The following is a 17,370-nucleotide window of genomic DNA, read 5'->3' on the forward strand; positions in this document are numbered from 1 at the left end:
ACAGGTCCAGGTTCCAGGCGTCAGGCATCTAAGCTGACAGAACAACGTTCGCTCGCGGCATGGCCCGCTTCCACATATTACGGCGGTAATGGGACGCGCTGTTTTGAGAGCGGGCCATGCCCGCGAATGGCGACGTTCTAGTATCCAGAGATCGAACCCGCTCCCACAGTGACCGAGGCGTTCGGGTCAACCCGCTAGAAACCGTGCAAGGGTCGTTTTGACCTTGCCGATCCCCTCGCCCAAGGCCAGCTCGATGCCTGCCATGGTGATTGGCCCGCTGGCCTTGCCGGCGGCAGGATTGACTACCAGGGCCAGGCAGGCATAGGGCAGCGTCAACTCACGGGCCAACGCCGCTTCCGGCATACCCGTCATGCCGACGATATCGCAGCCATCGCGCTCCATTCGCACGATTTCCGCAGCGGTCTCCAGACGCGGCCCCTGGGTTGCACCATAGACGCCATGGCTGCTGTGCGCGAAGCCCTCCTCCGCTAAGGCAGAGATCAAGCGCGTCCGTATCGCATCGTCATACGGATGCGAGAAATCAATGTGCGTGACGTGCTCAAGCTCATCCTGGAAATAGCTGTGTTCCCGTCCCCAGGTGTAGTCGATCAGTTGATGAGGTACGCACAGATGACCGCTACCCATTGCCGCGTGAATACCGCCTACAGCGTTTACCGCAAGGACAGCGTCCGCACCGGCTGCTCGCAGCGCCCACAGGTTCGCGCGGTAATTGATTCGATGAGGCGCAATTCGATGTGGCATTCCGTGACGCGCGAGAAACAACACGTCACCGCCGGCGAATCGGCCTTTGAGGATATCCGCCGAGGGCGCGCCATAAGGGGTTTCCAGCGTTAATACACCGTCCAGCGTCAGACCTTCCAGCTGGGTCAGGCCGGTCCCACCCATAATTGCGTATGTCGTCAATGCGAAGTACTCAAACGATCAGATCGGCGGCACGCAGTGCGGATATCGCCTGCGACCAACGGGGTGTAGCACGATAATCGATGCCCTCCCGCCCCTCGCCTCGCATGCGCGCCAAACGCGCGGCAGGCCGTACCGCCAGCCGCTGCAACGCACTCAGCGCCAGCTCGGCCGCTGCCCGATCATTGCAAACCAACCCCATATCGCAACCGGCGCTCAAAGCCGCCTCGACACGGCTAGCGGCGTCACCTACGACATGCGCGCCCGCCATCGAAAGGTCATCGCTGAAGATCACCCCCTCGAAACCTAAATCCCCGCGCAAGATGTCCTGCAGCCACCGCCGTGAAAACCCTGCCGGTTGTTCGTCGACCTGCGGATAGATCACATGTGCCGGCATGACCGCGCCGAGCTGTGAGCTCAACGCCGCGAAAGGCACCATGTCGTGTGCGCGGATGTCGTCCAGGCTGCGCCCGTCGACCGGCACTTCGAAATGTGAATCTGCCTCGGCCCAGCCGTGACCGGGGAAATGCTTACCGGTCGCCTGCATTCCGGCGGCGTTCATGCCGCGAATGAACGCTGTCAGCAACAGCACCGCACGCTGTGGGTCGCTCTCGAACGCACGAGAGCCGACGACTGCACTACGGCCATGGTCCAGGTCCAATACGGGCGCAAAGCTGAAGTCGAGCCCAACAGACAGCACCTCCGTTGCCATCAGCCAGCCGCAATGTTCAGCCAGCACCGCCGCGTTTTCGCAACGACTGATGTCGCGCATGGCAGGCAGGCGAACGAACCCCTCGCGAATACGCTGTACGCGTCCACCCTCCTGATCGATTGCCAATAGCAGGTCTGGGCGTACTGCCCGAATCGCGCGGCATAGTTCACGCACCTGACCCGGCGTCTCGACGTTGCGGGCGAAGAGAATCAGCCCGCCGACTTCTGGCTGACGCAACAGATGGCGGTCCTCCGGCGTAAGCCAGGTACCTTGCACATCGAGCATCAGAGAGCCTTGCATAACAATTCCTTGCAGTGGAGTAGCGGATCACGCGGCGATCTGCCGTAACAGACGAATCGCCAGGTTGGAGATGACTGCCGAGCGGCGGATATTGGCAGGCGGCAAGCTTAATGGATCAAGCGCCATTATTCGATGACGGGCACCGCTGAGCGTTGGCGCTCGCGAGCAGATCGTTGCTAATACCGGATTTCGCGCTCATGCCAGCCGCAAGGAACGGCACCATCAGCCGGAGCACCTGCTCGGTCGAGGTGTGCACGCCAAAGTCATCTTCGGCCATCGCCCGGAGCGCCTTGATCCCGGACATGCTGAACGCCGCTGAACCGAGCATGAAATGCACGCGCCAGAACAGCTCAAGAGGGGGAATATCGGGAGATGCATCATGAACGAGGTGCATGAATCGGCGGAAAACCCGGCCATATACTTCTTCCAGATACGTTCGCAGATGCCCTTGGCTTTCGCTGAACGCCAAGCCGAGCAATCGCATGAACATCGAAAGATCACTGCCATTACGTGGCTTGATGACGAGCATCTGCTCGACAATAAGCCCCAGGAGATCTTCCAAGGTGTAGCTAACTTCAGCCACACCCTCACGCCGATCCAATTCTTGCTCCAGGCTCGTGCAAAACGGCCCGAGGAAACGCGAGAACACAGCCTGGATCAGCGATTTCTTGGAACCAAAGTGGTAATTCACCGCAGCAAGATTGACATTGGCCTTGCTGGTGATGAGGCGAAGTGAGGTTTCCGAAAATCCTTTTTCCGCAAACAGCTGTTCTGCGGCATCGAGGATGCGCTCGACGGTTTCAGACTGAGCCATTGGGAAACACCTGGCGAACGAATGTTTGAAACATACGTATCGACTTCCAAAAGTGTCAAGCAACCGCATTCATATGAAAGGCCAGCGCAGCCCTTACGAATGAGTCGTTGCCAAACGAGACATACTGTATATACTTCCAGCACCTGTACAAAACGACAGAACCAATATGCTGAAACTTACGCCTCGCCAATCGGAAATTCTGACGTTCATCAAACAGTGCATTGAGGATAACGGCTACCCGCCAACGCGCGCCGAGATCGCCGCAAAGCTGGGTTTCAAGTCCCCCAATGCCGCGGAGGAGCATCTGAAGGCCTTGGCACGCAAAGGCGCAATCGAGATGACTCCCGGTGCGTCCCGCGGGATTCGCATTCCCGGTTTCGAACCGGGCGCTGGTGTGGAAGAGGAAGGTCTGCCGATCATCGGTCGAGTCGCGGCAGGGGCGCCCATTCTGGCTCAGGAGAACATCGAAGACGCCTGCAAGATCAGTCCTGATTTCTTCAAACCCAAAGCGGACTACCTGTTGCGGGTGCGCGGAATGAGCATGAAGGACATCGGCATCCACGACGGCGATTTGCTGGCGGTACACAGGACCCAGGAAGCGCGTAACGGACAGGTCGTCGTCGCACGCCTAGGCGAAGAAGTGACCGTGAAGCGTTTCAAGCGCGAAGGCAAGAAGGTCTGGTTGATCGCCGAAAATCCTGAGTTCGAGCCCATCGAAGTTGATCTCGAACAACAGAATCTGACGATCGAAGGTTTGAGCGTTGGCGTGATACGCCGCTAAAGGGAGCGAGCAATGCAATTCCAATTGGCTTTGACACAACCACAGTTTTCACCGGCCCTCATCCTGCCCGGCACGCTGCATGGCCAAGCGGATTGCGAACCTGACGCACAGTCCGATTCATTCAGTGAAATAGCCTTGTCAGGCGTCAAAGAGCACTACCTACTCTTTCTTGCCCCCGTTCTGCGTGACCTCAGCGAAAACGCCGAAGCGCGCTGGCTGACACTCGTCGTGCCCCCGGGTACGCTTTCCCGTAATTGGCTACGCGATGCGGGCCTGAACCGGGAGCGCATTCTTCTACTGCAGCCCCGCGCAGGGCAAACGGCCCTCGAACTGGCCTGCGACGCGCTGAGCCTGGGCCGCAGCCATACTGTCGTGACATGGTTCGACAAACTGACGGCCAACGAACGTCGACGCCTTGCGTTAGCCGCCATGACAGGAAATGGCCAAAGCCTGAATGTGAAGATGGGGTAGCGTTTTTTGACCGCGGAAGTGGGCAACTCGTTAAGTTGCTATCGCTATACCTGAGAGGCGTGTGACTTCCACCCGCGCTACAGATTTCCAAGTTTCGTTGCGAAAGTAGGTTCCGGAAGAGCACCGGGTTATCACCCGGCCTACAAAAGCTCGGTCCGTAGGGCGGGTGAAACCCGCGCGCTCGAGCTCTATGCGTACAGACGTCTTATGAATCGCCACAAAGCGCTGTAACGTTTACCTGCAATACGCTTATCAGCACCGAAGTCGGCCTTCCACTCTGTAATCAGTGAAGAACGCGATCCGATTCGTCTTGCTGAAAGTCGTTTTCAGCGAGCTCTCCCGCCATTTGCACGCCAACACTGAGCATCGCTTTAGCCACTTCTACATGATGCCCCTGCATGAATGCCTTGGCCTCATCGGTAAAATTCAACTCGACGAGTGTCTGTTCATCCTCCGCACGCCGCAGAGCAATCCGCCCATCAGGCAGTTCAACGATTTCGAGGAAAGACGTGGACATAGCATGTACTCGAGTTGTGGACGCGGCATTGTAGCAGCGCGGGCGCAAGGCCACTAAAGGAGAATCAGATTTCACTCAGCCCTTCACGGAACCGCAGCGCCAGCGCCTTGATGCGCTGCCGCCACGCTTCAATTTCCAGTGCATCCAGAGGCTGGACGTCGCGAGACTCATCGCCGACGTTCACCGCCTGAATCAATGGAAGGGTTGGATCCTGCTTAGGTTGAACCGGCGCTACGGGCGGCTTGTAAAGCGTGGCATGGGCCGATAGCAATTTTGCCAGCCAGGTTTCGCCGTTTTGCGCTAGCTCCACGAGCTCAGCCATTTCAGGACTAGGGGATGCCTGTAGTCGCGCCGGCGCCAACAGCGCTTCGACCGTGGGTAACGCATCGTCGGGCAAGCGGTAATAGCCTGCGATCTCGTGGCACAAGCCAAGCACGGCGCCGTACAGATGAAACAGCGCTTCCTCTCGCGAAGCTTGAATCCGCGCCGGGGCATTGAACGAAGACGCCTTCTCTGCCTCCTGCCATGACTCTAGCGCCAACCCGGCGTAGAAGAGCTTTTGATTCGTACGGGTGTAACGTTCGTGACTCATGGCGAACTCCAGCGGGTCGACTGTTGGCAAAAACGCTGACTAGCACTATAGCGCGCGGCTAGACGCCGCCGCGCGCATCCATCGAATCAACCCTTCTGCTTGTCTTCGACTCGCCACTTCCCACCGTCGAAGAACGCTTTCCAACCCGTGGGCTTGCCTTCGACCTCGCTTTGCACGTACTGCTCTTTGGTCTTACGGCTAAAGCGGATGACTGCAGGACGCCCTTCCGGGTCTTTCTGCGGCGCTTTCAGAAGGAAGTGATACTTCGGATCGATCTCGTCCTTGTGCGGAATCAGTTCGGCAACGAGCGGTGCGCGCGTTTCACGATTTTTCGGAAATTGGCTGGCGGCCAGGAACAAACCCGAGGCGCCATCCCGCAAAATGTAGCTGTCATCGACCTTTTCGCAACGCAACTCAGGCATGGGGACCGCATCCATTTTCGGCGGGGCCGGCTCACCATTCTTCAACAGTTTGCGCGTGTTCTTGCAGCTGGCGTTGGTGCAACCGAAGAACTTCCCGAAGCGACCGGTTTTGAGCTGCATTTCGCTGCCACACTTATCGCATTCGAGACTCGGGCCTTCATAGCCCTTGATACGGTACTGCCCTTCTTCGATCTCGTAGCCGGAGCAATCCGGGTTGTTACCGCAGATGTGCAGTTTGTGCTTGTCGTCGAGCAGATAAGCATCCATAGCCGTACCGCACTTCTGGCAGCGACGCTTGTTCCGCAGCACGCGCGATTCGGATTCACCTTCATCGTCAGCCGCGATCTCGTCACCCGGAATGAGGTTCACGGTCGCCTTGCAGCGTTCCTTCGGCGGCAATTGATAGCCCGAGCACCCCAGGAATACGCCGGTAGACGCGGTACGAATCATCATTGGCCGTCCGCATTCGCGGCATGGGATATCGGTTAACGTCGGTTGGTTCGAACGCATACCGGCATCGGATACTTCTGCCTTCTCGAGCTTTTGCTTGAAGTCGGCATAGAACTCATCAAGCAGGTGCTTCCACTCGCGCTCGCCTTGGGCGACATCGTCGAGGTTTTCTTCCATGCCAGCGGTGAAGCCGTAATCCATCAGGTTCGAAAAGCTCTCAGATAGACGATCGGTAACGATGTCGCCCATCTTCTCGGCATAGAAACGCCGGTTGTGCACGGTGACGTATCCACGATCCTGAATCGTCGAGATGATCGCCGCATACGTCGAAGGCCGTCCGATACCGCGCTTCTCCAACTCTTTCACCAGGCTGGCTTCGGAGAACCGAGCAGGCGGCTTGGTGAAGTGCTGACTCGGATCGAGCTTGAGCAGCTCCAACGCTTCGCCCTGCTTCATCTCCGGCAGTACGGCATCCTCGCCCGCCTTGCTTTGCTGAGGCTGAACGCGGGTGTAACCGTCGAACTTGAGAATGCGTCCTTTGGCACGCAGCTCGAATGCACCGGCCTGGACACTGATGGTCGTCGACAGGTATTCCGCCGGCGGCATCTGGCATGCAACGAATTGACGCCAGATGAGGTCGTACAGGCGCTCCGCATCGCGCTCCATTCCGGACAATTGATTGGGTCGAAGATTGACGTCAGAAGGACGGATCGCCTCGTGCGCTTCCTGCGCCCCCTCTTTACTGGAATAGAAATTCGGCTTGGCCGGCAGATACTTATCACCGTACTCGCCCTCGATGAAGCCACGAACCATGCCGATGGCATCGGCGGACAGGTTGGTGGAATCGGTACGCATGTAGGTGATATAGCCCGCTTCGTATAGGCGCTGCGCCATCATCATGGTCTTCTTCACGCCGAAGCCTAGGCGATTGCTCGCCGCCTGCTGCAGCGTGGACGTGATGTAAGGTGCGGAAGGCTTGCTGCTGGTTGGCTTGTCCTCACGCTTGGCGACGCTGTAACTCGAGGCCTTCAGCTTCTTGAGTGCGGCCATCGCCTGGGTCTCATTGACCGGCTTGAAGGCCTCGCCATTTTCCCGAACGACTTCGAAACGTACTTGGGCGTTCTTAGCGCTGGCCAGGTCCGCGTGCACTTCCCAGTACTCTTCCGGGACGAATGCGCGAATCTCCCGCTCACGTTCGACCACGAGCTTGACCGCGACCGATTGGACGCGGCCCGCTGACAAGCCGCGGGCAATTTTCTGCCACAGCAATGGCGACACCATGTAGCCCACGACCCGATCAAGGAACCGGCGTGCTTGCTGAGCGTTGACCCGGTTGATGTCGAGTTCGCCAGGCCGGGAGAACGCGTCCTGAATCGCTTTCTTGGTGATCTCGTTGAACACGACGCGCTTGTAGCGGTTGTCATCGCCACCGATGGATTCGCGCAAGTGCCAGGCAATAGCCTCCCCCTCGCGGTCCAAGTCGGTCGCGAGATAAATGGTATCGGCATCTTTGGCCAGGCGTCGCAGCTCGTCGATCACCTTTTCCTTGCCAGGAAGGATCTCGTATTTGGCTTTCCAGCCATGCTCAGGGTCGATCCCCATGCGGGTGAACAACTGCCGCTTGGCTTTTTCCTTAGGGGACAGAGCGGGTGCTTCCGCGGTGGTTTTGCCACGCTTCGCGGGCTCCTTCGCCGCCGAGGAGCTTCCACTCGTAGGCAAGTCGCGGATGTGGCCGATGCTCGACTTCACCACGTACTGGTTGCCCAGGTACTTGTTGATGGTCTTGGCCTTGGCCGGAGACTCCACGATGACCAGCGATTTGCCCATTGCTTGGATGATTCCTAAATTCGGTGTGTTTGTAGCGCGACTGCCGACTACGCGGCACCGCTATATATAGTGGCGAAAGAGCCAAGGTCAAGCAGACCGCATGCGTGCAAATGACTCAGAGGCGCGTCGTCAGCGGCTCGTCCGCGGTGATCAAAGCAAAGCGCGGCAACAGTTCGCCGTCGACCTCGACGCTTTCCACGAACATGCTCAAAGGGCGAACCCAAAGTCCCCGCTCGCCATAAAGTGCCTGATACAACACCAGCACTTCTTCGGTTTCGGAGTGACGCACGGTGTCGAGGACCCTGTACTCCGCACCCTTGTAGTGACGGTAGAGGCCCGCTGCTAGTTGCATGTCAAAATCCATCTGCTGAAAAACAAGAAGCCGGAGCGAATCGCCCCGGCTTTGGAGATTACCTCGGCGGTACTGACTCAGACGCGCTCGAACACCGTCGAGATACCCTGACCCAGTCCAATGCACATGGTGGCGACGCCGAACGTACCACCCTTTTGCTTCATGACGTTAAGCAGGGTGCCAGATATCCGTGCACCGGAGCAACCGAACGGATGACCCAACGCAATCGCCCCGCCATGCAAATTGACCTTCTCGTCCATTTTGTCGAGGAGCTTCAGGTCCTTCAAAACCGGCAGGGCCTGAGCCGCGAACGCCTCGTTCAGCTCCACATGACCGATGTCATCCATGGTCAGACCGGCACGCTTGAGCACCTTCTGTGTCGCGGGCACCGGGCCATATCCCATGATTGCCGGATCGACGCCGGCCACGGCCATTGCCCGCACCACCGCTAAGGGCTGTATACCCAGGTCTGTTGCGCGCTGGGCGGACATGACGATCATGCAGGACGCGCCGTCAGTGATCTGGGACGAGGTACCTGCCGTGACAGTGCCACCTTTGGGATTGAACGCAGGCTTGAGCGCTGCCAGCGCTTCGACGGTCGTTTCGGGACGAATGGTTTCATCGGTGTCGAACACCTTGAGAAACCCGTTTTCGTCATGCCCTTCCATCGGCAGTATCTCGTCCTTGAACGCCCCGTCCTGCGTCGCTTTCCAGGCTAGGCGATGAGAGCGCGCACCAAACTGGTCCTGCGCCTCACGGCTGATCCCGTGCATCTTGCCCAGCATTTCAGCGGTGAGTCCCATCATCCCGGATGCCTTGGCGGCATGTAACGATAAATGCGGGTTCGGGTCGACGCCATGCATCATGCCGACGTGCCCCATGTGTTCGACCCCGCCGATGACGAATACATCGCCATTGTTCGTCTGGATCGCCTGCACCGCCGTGTGCAGCGCACTCATAGACGAACCGCAGAGCCTGCTGACCGTCTGCGCTGCACTTGTATGGGGAATCGGCGTCATTAGAGCAGCCATTCGCGCAACGTTCCACCCCTGCTCGAGGGTCTGGTTCACACACCCCCAGATGACGTCCTCGACCTCGGCCGGATTGACCTTCTCGTTGCGCGCCAGCAAGGCGGTAATCAGATTGGCCGACAAGGTCTCGGCCCGCACATTGCGGTACATCCCGCCTTTCGAGCGGCCCATTGGGGTACGGCCGAAATCGACAATCACGGCATCTCTTGGATTCAATTTGCTCATGCTCTCGACTCCTTAACCGAAGAACGACTGGCCATTACGGGCCATTTCGCGAAGTTTTTCGGTGGGGTGATACATCGGTCCCAATTCCGCGTAGCGATCCGCCAACGCAACGAACGCTGCCACACCCATTTCATCGACGTAACGCAGCGCGCCACCGCGGAACGGCGGGAAACCAATACCGTAAATCAAGCCCATGTCGGCCTCCGCGGCCGACTCGACGATGCCATCCTCAAGGCAACGAATCGTCTCCAGGCAAAGCGGGATCATCATCCAATTGATGATGTCCTCGTCGCTGAGCTCGCGTGACGCGTGCTTGATGGGCGCCAGGATGCCTTCGATCGACGCATCGACCACTTTCTTGGGCTTGCCACGCTTATCGGTTTCGTAGGCGTAGAAGCCCTTGCCGTTCTTTTGCCCCAAGCGCTTGGCATCGTAGAGCGCGTCCAGCGCAGTACGTCCCGCTTCTTTCATGCGATCAGGAAAACCGTCGGCCATGACCTCGCGCGCATGGTGCGCAGTGTCGATACCGACGACATCCATTAGATAAGCTGGGCCCATCGGCCAACCGAAGCGCTCCATGACCGCATCGATGCGAACGAAGTCGACGCCCGCACCGACGAGCTTCGCGAAGCCGCCAAAGTATGGGAACAACACCCGGTTGACGAGAAAGCCCGGGCAATCGTTGACCACGATCGGGCTCTTGCCCATCTTCTTCGCATAAGCAACCACTGTGGCGATCGTCTGCTCGGACGTTTTCTCGCCACGGATGACTTCCACCAGCGGCATCATGTGCACAGGATTGAAAAAGTGCATGCCACAGAAGTGTTCGGGGCGCTTCAGCGCCTGGGCCAACAGGTTGATCGAGATAGTCGACGTATTGGAAGCCAGCACCGCATCTTCGCGTACCTGATCCTCGACTTCGGCCAGAACGGTCTGCTTAACCTTGGGGTTCTCGACCACCGCCTCCACAACGACATCGACGGACTTGAAATCACCATAGGACAGCGTTGGGCGGATGGCATTGAGCGCAACAGCCATACCCGCGGCATCGAGCCGGCCCTTCTCGATGCGCTTGGCGAACAACTTGGACGCTTCGGAGAGGCCCAGTTCGATCGCTTCCTCGCGGATATCCTTCATCAGGATGGGCGTGCCCTTGAGCGCTGACTGGAACGCGATGCCGCCCCCCATGATCCCGGCGCCCAATACCGCCGCCTGCTTCACGTCGGCCGCGACCTTATCGTAACGCTTCGCCTTTTTCTTCAACGCCTGATCGTTGAGGAAAATACCGACCAAGCTCGATGACACCGACGACTTCGCCAGCTTGATGAATCCAGCGGATTCCACCTCCAGCGCCTTGTCCCGCCCGTAGCTCGCCGCTTTTTGAATCGCCTTGATAGCATCCACAGGCGCGGGGTAATGGGGCCCGGCCTTGCCGGCCACGAACCCTTTGGCAGACTCGAATGCCAGCATCTGCTCGATAGGGCTCAGCTTAAGCTTTTCCAGCTTCGCCTGTCGCCGCGCACGGTAATCCAGCTCGCCAGAAATGGCGCGTTTGACCATGTCGAGCGCGGCGGCTTCCAAGTATTGTGAATCGACGACCGCATCCACTGCCCCAACGGCGAGCGCTTCATCCGCGGTGTTTTCCTTCCCGGACGCGATCCATTCGATCGCATTGTCGCACCCGATCAGACGCGGCAATCGCACCGTACCGCCGAAGCCCGGATAGATGCCGAGTTTCACCTCTGGCAGCCCAACCCGTGCCTTCTCGTTGGCAACGCGGAAATCGGCTGCGAGGCACATTTCCATGCCGCCGCCCAGGGCGATGCCGTTGATGGCAACGACCGTAGGCACAGGAAGATCTTCGAAATCATTGAAGATGGCATTGGCGCTACCGACCCAGGCCAATAGCTCCTCTTCCGGCAAACGGAAGGCATCGAGGAATTCGGTGATGTCGGCGCCGACGATGAAGACGTCCTTGCCGCTGGTGACGATTACGCCCTTGATGCTGGTGTCGGCCTTGATGGCATCTACGGCCTGACGCAATTCATCGAGGGTGAGCCTATTGAATTTATTGACCGATTCGCCGTCGAGATCGAATTTGAGTACGGCGATGCCGTCTTCGACCGACTGAACCGTGATGGCTTTACCTTCGTAAATCATCAACTGATCTCCAGGGTAACGATACAGGTGGAGCGCGTCGCGGACACCGATAAATCAACCCTGTCCGCTCACGCACTTGAACACTCAATGTAACCGGGTGCGAAAGAATTCATACGATCGTTTGATTCGAACGAATGCACATTCATTCAATTGATTGGGTTTGTCAATTGGGCGACCGGACGATGGCGCGTCCATCAGAGTGTAAGTCTGCATGGCGCAAGGTCTACAGGGCCGGGGCGAGATCCGGCGTTAAAACGGAGGCCGATAGCGCACTCGCGGACAAGCTGATCGCCGCCCGGCCCGCTCCTACAGGGTATGGAAGTGGAGTTGTAGGAGCGGGCTTGCCCGCGAATGCGGATTTGCGATCAATACGATATCAGTGGCTTAGCGGATTCATCGCGATCACCTCCGGCGATCGCCCCTCGCTTAGGCCAACGCTTTGAGCACCGCATGTACTTTCTCCAACGCCCCCTCTCCCCCGCGCTCGCCCCAATAGACAGAAAGAAGCTGCGCGCCGGCGTCCACCTTGAAAGCGTCGGCAGGAAGCTCGGCAAGACGCGCAACGACGCGAGCATCGCTACAGGGTTCGCGCCATTGGTTCACCCAAACCCCGGGGCTGGCCTGCCAATAACTCCAAATATCGACACTGCTGCGTCGACGTGGAACATAATACTGCCCGCAACGCTGTGGCGGCTCCGGCTGCTGCCAGTGAGGCCAATGTTGCTCGGCAAGCTGCATGGAAAGCCCTAGCCGGCGGGCCTGCAGGCGTACTTCCATGCTGCCTTTTTGCCGCCGTGAGGGAATCAGCCAGGTAAGCGGGCTGAGCACAGCCAATAGGAGCAACAGGACGATCCAGACGGTCATACGTTATGCCAATAAATAGAAAGAAGCGGAGATACCCCCATCGCTCCTCTATATAAGGAAACGTGGAGAAATAAAACTGATGCGACATGCGGGCGGCTTTTTGCCTGACCATTCGCCCAAGTCGCCAAACCGCGCCGTAGCCAACGTGTAAACCGGGCGCGGCAGAGCCAATGCTCGCCGCGCTGCGTACTCAGCTCGATATCAAGGAGAGTGCCATGATCTACCGCCACATTCTGGTCGCCATCGACCTTGCCGACGATTGCCATCCCGTCATCCGCCGCGCTCAGGCGCTTGCAGAAAGTTGCCAGGCTAAGTTTTCCCTGATCCATATCGTGGAGCCGATGGCCATGGCCTTCGGCGGCGACGTTCCCATGGATTTGTCGATGCTGCAGCAGCAGCAATTCGAGCAGGCCCGCGAGCGCCTTGATGCGTTCACGGAGCGGCACAACGTTCCAGCTGAGAACAAGCATTTGGCTTATGGTCAGCCGCGTCAGGAAATCCATCGGCTTGCCGAAGAGCAAGGTTGCGACATGATCGTGGTCGGCAGCCATGGCCGCCATGGTCTTGCGTTACTGCTTGGATCGACTGCCAATGACGTACTGCATGGCGCGCCTTGCGACGTACTCGCGGTGAAGCTTGAAAAGACCACCGCTTGAAGAAAGCGAAGCGCTGTAGGCCATAGGAACATCGCTGAAACGTTCGAGCCCTGCGCGTGTGGCAGAGACTGCCACACGCGCCCCCTTATTCCTCCAATTCGGCCCAGCGCTCCAGCAGTGCATCGAGCTCCTGCTGCACGTGCTCCATGTCCGCCAGTACGGCCGTTGTTTCCGTGCCAGGCCGGCTATAGAAGTCCGGCGCCGATATCGTTTCATTGAGCGCTGCAAGCTTCTTTTCCAAGGCGTCAATTTGTCCCGGGATAGCGTCCAGTTCGCGCTGCAATTTATAGCTGAGCTTTTTCCTCGGCGTCGCTTCACCCGCGGTGGACTCGGGCTCGGCAGGCTTTTGCGCATCAGCGGCTGGCTTAGTTGATGAAGTGCCGGTAGATGGCCGCTCACCGACGCCCAGTAATCGCGGTGAACCGCCCTGGCGCAACCAATCCTGGTAGCCACCGACATATTCCCGAATCCGCCCCTCGCCTTCGAAGACCAGCGTGCTGGTAACGACGTTGTCCAGGAAGGCCCGGTCGTGGCTGACCATCAGTACGGTGCCCTGGAAATCCAGCAGGATCTCTTCCAGCAATTCGAGGGTTTCGACATCGAGGTCGTTGGTCGGCTCGTCGAGCACCAACATGTTCGCGGGCTTGCTGAAAAGCTTCGCCAAGAGCAGACGCGCCCGCTCGCCGCCGGACAACGCCTTGACTGGCGTGCGGGCACGCTGCGGGCTGAACAGAAAGTCGCCCAGGTAGCTCAGCACATGCCGATTCTGCCCGTTGATGCTGATGAAATCGCGTCCTTCGGCGACGTTGTCGACCACCGTTTTTTCCGGCTCTAACTGCAGACGCAACTGATCGAAATAGGCAATCTCGAGCTTGGTTCCACTTTCGATAGTGCCCGAGGTCGGCTGCAGCTCGCCGAGCAGCAATTTCAGGAGAGTGGTCTTGCCCGTTCCGTTCGCACCGAGGAGGCCAATGCGGTCCCCGCGTTGCACCACCATCGAAAAGTCTCGAATGATCGGTACCTGCCCCGCATGACCGAATGAAACCTGCTCGGCGACAATGACCTGTTTGCCGGATTTATCCGCAACCTCGAGCTGGAAATTGGCGGTGCCCTGACGGTTGCGTCGCTCGCCCCGCTCAGCGCGCATGGCCTTCAGCGCGCGAACACGGCCTTCATTACGGGTGCGTCGCGCCTTGATGCCTTGGCGAATCCACACCTCCTCTTGCGCAAGACGCTTATCGAACAGTGCATTGGCCGCTTCCTCGGCCGCCAATTGCTGTTCCTTGTGCACCAGGAAACTGGCGTAGTCGCCGTTCCAATCGATGAGGTGTCCACGGTCGAGTTCGAGAATCCGAGTGGCGAGGTTTTGCAGGAAGGCCCGGTCGTGGGTAATGAACATTACCGCGCCGGTGAACCCCATGAGGGCTTCTTCAAGCCAAGCGATCGCGCCGATATCCAAGTGGTTGGTTGGTTCGTCCAGCAGCAACAGATCGGGCTCGGCGACCAGCGCTTGCGCAAGCAAGACGCGCCGCCGCCAACCCCCGGAAAGCTCCGCAAGCGTCTTTTCAGCCGGCAGCTGCAAACGGCTCAGGGTACTTTCGACCAACTGTTGCAAACGCCAACCATCACGGGCTTCGAGTTCTTGCTGTACGCGAGCGAGGCGGGTCAGGTCCTCCTCGGTAACGATATTGAGGCTGAGCCGATGAAACTCGGTCAGAAGCTCGCCAACACCCGACAAACCCGCCGCAACCACATCGAATACCGTGCGGTCATCCGCACGCGGCAACTCCTGGGGCAACTCGCCGATCTTCAGCGCTGGCGCACGCCAAATTTCGCCGTCGTCGGCATGCTGATCGCCTTTTACGAGGCGCAACATGCTCGACTTGCCCGTACCGTTACGGCCAATGACGCAAACGCGCTCCCCCCGGGCGATTTGCCAGGAGACCCCGTCCAGCAGTGGTACGGCCCCGTAGGCAAGTGAGACAGCGGTAAACTTGAGCAGCGTCATGTGATTCTCCATGGAACAGGCGGCCATTCTAAGAGCGTCCCCGGCATCTCGCGAGCACCAACGTTGTTGGCGGGCATTTACTTCGAATCAGCAAGCCCAATACGCCGTGGTCACACCTGCTCCCATTCCTCCATAACGTACGCGGCAGCCTCGTTTGCAACCTGTTGTTTCGTCGCCCGTCGGGAGCCAGGCCTTGTGCTTCCCATCCCGGAATAGCACGGGCTAAGCTAGCCTAACCATCTGGCGGTAGCCTCTTGCCGCCATCGGCTCACCCTCTCGTTCGGAAGTGTCATGCGTGATCGTCTGATCAGTCTCTGCTGTGGTCTCTCCCTCGCCCTTCTCACCTTGCAAAGTGCCAATGCCGCCACCCTGGCCGAACAACGCCAGTACTACAACGAAGCCAAAGCGGCCTTGGAAAAAGGCAACAGTGAGCCTTATCGCCGCTACGCGTCCGCATTGAGCGGCTACCCGCTGGAGCCTTACCTGGCATATGACGAACTGACGGCTCGTCTCAAGAGCGCGAGCAACAGCGAGGTCAAAGCGTTCCTGGCGGACCACGGCGATCTCCCCCAGGCGAACTGGATGAAACTGCGCTGGCTACGCTGGTTAGCCGAGCGCGGCGAATGGCAGACCTTCGTGGATTACTACGATCCGGCGATGAATTTCACAGAGCTCGATTGCCTGTACGGTCAGTATCAGCTGTCGCATCGCCAGGAAGCCGAAGGCTTCAAGACCGCAGAGCAGCTGTGGCTGGTGGGTAAATCGCAACCGAACGCATGTGATGCGCTCTTCGACCAATGGGCGGCGCGGGGCCAACTGACTGAAAGCAAACGCTGGCAGCGCGTGAAACTGGCGACCGAAGCCCGCGAATTTGGCCTTGCCACGCATTTGAGCAAGTCGCTCACCTCGCTAGGCAAACACGCCGCGTTGCTGATCGAAGTGGCGCAAAAGCCGCAAATTCTCCAGCAGACTGGCCGCTTCCTGCCAGCCGACGAAGTTATGTCCGATGTCGTGAGTGTCGGCCTGCGGCGGTTAGCCCGTGAAGACCCGGAGAAAGCCGTGCCGTTGCTGGATGTCTATGCCGCGCGGATGGACTTTTCGAGCAGCGAGAAAGTCGCAATTGCGCGCGAGATCGGTCTTACTCTCGCCCGCCGTTTCGATGCGCGCGCCCTGCCGATATTGGACCGATACGACCCGAATCTGCAGGACGACACCGTTAGCGAATGGCATGCGCGCCTCCTGCTTCGACTGGGGCGTTGGGAAGAAGCCTACACGCTCATCAGCCGCATGCCCACGTCCCTGTCCGAGACCAGCCGCTGGCAATACTGGCGCGCCCGAAGCCTGGAACTTGCCCGCCCCAACAGCAAAGAAGCGGTGGCCTTGTACAAGCCGGTCGCCCAGGAGAGGGATTTCTACGGCTTCCTTGCGGCAGACCGTATCCAGGCCCCTTACAGCGTCAACAACCGGCCTCTGGTCCTGAGCAACGCCGTCGAGCGCAAGGTGCGCAATACGCCGGGAATCCAGCGTGCGCTGGAATTCTATGCGCGGGGCGAAGTGGTCAATGCGCGGCGGGAGTGGTACCACGTCTCCAAATTCCTCGACCGCGACGAGATGGTCGCCCAGGCACGCATGGCCTATGACATGGGCTGGTATTTCCCGGCGATTCGCACCATCAGCCAGGCGAAATATTGGGACGACCTCGATATACGTTTCCCCATGGCCTACCGCGACACGCTCGTGCGCGAAGCCAAGGCACGAGGCCTTCATTCGAGCTGGGTATTCGCGATCACGCGGCAAGAAAGCGCATTCATGGCCGATGCACGCTCCGGCGTAGGCGCCACCGGCCTCATGCAGCTGATGCCAGCGACGGCCCGGGAGACCGCACGGCGCTTCGACATTCCGCTAACCAATATCAACAATCTGGTGCTGCCGGATACGAACATCCAACTGGGCGCCGCCTACTTGAGCCAGGTCCACGCGCAGTTCAACGGCAATCGGGTGCTGGCATCCGCAGCGTATAACGCAGGACCGGGCCGCGTGCGGCAATGGCTGAAAGATGCGCGTCACCTGGCCTTTGATGTCTGGGTCGAGAACATCCCGTTCAATGAGACCCGTCAGTACGTACAGAACGTGCTGTCCTACGCGGTCATCTACGGACAGAAACTCAACAATCCGCAGCCCGTCGTGGACTGGCACGAGCGGTACTTCGACGATATCTGAAGGACACGACGTACACGTAGGGCGGGTGAAACCCGCGTGAATATCCG

15 protein-coding genes are annotated in these 17,370 nt (G+C 58.9%); 4 read left to right on the forward strand and 11 right to left on the reverse strand.

Going from position 1 to position 17,370, the window contains the following annotated elements:
- Nucleotides 1–186: 186 nt before the first annotated feature.
- The 3 genes from IEY47_RS01980 to IEY47_RS01990 form a co-directional block, all read right to left on the reverse strand.
- Nucleotides 187–924 carry an S-methyl-5'-thioinosine phosphorylase gene (locus IEY47_RS01980; protein WP_188981456.1) on the reverse strand — a complete coding sequence of 246 codons (738 nt, stop codon included), beginning with the start codon at nucleotides 922–924 and terminating at the stop codon, nucleotides 187–189.
- A 10-nt stretch (nucleotides 925–934) separates the two neighbouring features.
- Nucleotides 935–1,933, reverse strand: a complete 999-nt coding sequence (gene nagZ / locus IEY47_RS01985; protein WP_188981457.1) for a beta-N-acetylhexosaminidase — start codon at nucleotides 1,931–1,933, stop codon at nucleotides 935–937.
- 115 nt (nucleotides 1,934–2,048) lie between these two features.
- A complete protein-coding gene (locus tag IEY47_RS01990; RefSeq protein ID WP_188981458.1) occupies nucleotides 2,049–2,747 on the reverse strand; it encodes a TetR/AcrR family transcriptional regulator in 699 nt (232 codons plus the stop codon).
- A 166-nt stretch (nucleotides 2,748–2,913) separates the two neighbouring features.
- Between IEY47_RS01990 and lexA the strand changes: the two genes are divergently transcribed.
- Together lexA and sulA are read left to right on the forward strand one after the other, a co-directional pair.
- A complete protein-coding gene (gene lexA / locus IEY47_RS01995; protein ID WP_188981459.1) occupies nucleotides 2,914–3,528 on the forward strand; it encodes a transcriptional repressor LexA in 615 nt (204 codons plus the stop codon).
- Between the two features lie 12 nt (nucleotides 3,529–3,540).
- The gene (gene sulA / locus IEY47_RS02000; protein ID WP_188981460.1) at nucleotides 3,541–3,999 is read left to right on the forward strand and encodes an SOS-induced cell division inhibitor SulA; all 459 of its coding nucleotides are present in this window, start codon (nucleotides 3,541–3,543) and stop codon (nucleotides 3,997–3,999) included.
- 283 nt (nucleotides 4,000–4,282) lie between these two features.
- On the opposite strand, the gene IEY47_RS02005 is transcribed toward sulA, so the two are convergent.
- The 7 genes from IEY47_RS02005 to IEY47_RS02035 form a co-directional block, all read right to left on the reverse strand.
- Nucleotides 4,283–4,516 carry a hypothetical protein gene (locus tag IEY47_RS02005; protein WP_188981461.1) on the reverse strand — a complete coding sequence of 78 codons (234 nt, stop codon included), beginning with the start codon at nucleotides 4,514–4,516 and terminating at the stop codon, nucleotides 4,283–4,285.
- Between the two features lie 64 nt (nucleotides 4,517–4,580).
- The gene (locus IEY47_RS02010) at nucleotides 4,581–5,108 is read right to left on the reverse strand and encodes a DUF6586 family protein (RefSeq protein WP_188981462.1); all 528 of its coding nucleotides are present in this window, start codon (nucleotides 5,106–5,108) and stop codon (nucleotides 4,581–4,583) included.
- 86 nt (nucleotides 5,109–5,194) lie between these two features.
- On the reverse strand, nucleotides 5,195–7,807 hold the full coding sequence (topA, locus tag IEY47_RS02015) for a type I DNA topoisomerase (RefSeq protein WP_188981463.1): 2,613 nt from the start codon (nucleotides 7,805–7,807) through the stop codon (nucleotides 5,195–5,197).
- Nucleotides 7,808–7,922: 115 nt separating this feature from the next.
- Nucleotides 7,923–8,159, reverse strand: a complete 237-nt coding sequence (locus tag IEY47_RS02020; protein WP_188981464.1) for a DUF1653 domain-containing protein — start codon at nucleotides 8,157–8,159, stop codon at nucleotides 7,923–7,925.
- 77 nt (nucleotides 8,160–8,236) lie between these two features.
- Nucleotides 8,237–9,415, reverse strand: coding sequence for an acetyl-CoA C-acyltransferase FadA (gene fadA / locus IEY47_RS02025; protein WP_188981465.1), 1,179 nt, complete (start codon nucleotides 9,413–9,415; stop codon nucleotides 8,237–8,239).
- Nucleotides 9,416–9,427: 12 nt separating this feature from the next.
- Nucleotides 9,428–11,575 (reverse strand): fatty acid oxidation complex subunit alpha FadB, encoded by a 2,148-nt coding sequence (fadB, locus tag IEY47_RS02030; RefSeq protein ID WP_188981466.1) that lies wholly within the window; start codon nucleotides 11,573–11,575, stop codon nucleotides 9,428–9,430.
- A 426-nt stretch (nucleotides 11,576–12,001) separates the two neighbouring features.
- Nucleotides 12,002–12,439: a hypothetical protein gene (locus IEY47_RS02035; protein WP_188981467.1), complete on the reverse strand. Its 438-nt coding sequence runs from the start codon at nucleotides 12,437–12,439 to the stop codon at nucleotides 12,002–12,004.
- Nucleotides 12,440–12,654: 215 nt separating this feature from the next.
- Here IEY47_RS02035 and IEY47_RS02040 point away from each other — a divergent pair, with 215 nt between their 5' ends.
- Complete coding sequence (locus IEY47_RS02040) at nucleotides 12,655–13,095, forward strand: universal stress protein (RefSeq protein ID WP_188981468.1); 441 nt, start codon at nucleotides 12,655–12,657, stop codon at nucleotides 13,093–13,095.
- Nucleotides 13,096–13,180: 85 nt separating this feature from the next.
- Here IEY47_RS02040 and IEY47_RS02045 read toward each other — a convergent pair whose 3' ends face one another.
- Entirely contained in the window at nucleotides 13,181–15,103 is a 1,923-nt protein-coding gene (locus IEY47_RS02045; protein WP_188981469.1) for an ATP-binding cassette domain-containing protein, read from the reverse strand.
- Between the two features lie 291 nt (nucleotides 15,104–15,394).
- On the opposite strand from IEY47_RS02045, the gene IEY47_RS02050 reads away from it, so the two are divergent.
- On the forward strand, nucleotides 15,395–17,323 hold the full coding sequence (locus IEY47_RS02050) for a transglycosylase SLT domain-containing protein (protein WP_188981470.1): 1,929 nt from the start codon (nucleotides 15,395–15,397) through the stop codon (nucleotides 17,321–17,323).
- Nucleotides 17,324–17,370: the final 47 nt, after the last annotated feature.

Origin of the sequence: Pseudomonas matsuisoli (assembly GCF_014647635.1) — a bacterium.
Lineage (GTDB): Bacteria > Pseudomonadota > Gammaproteobacteria > Pseudomonadales > Pseudomonadaceae > Pseudomonas_P > Pseudomonas_P matsuisoli.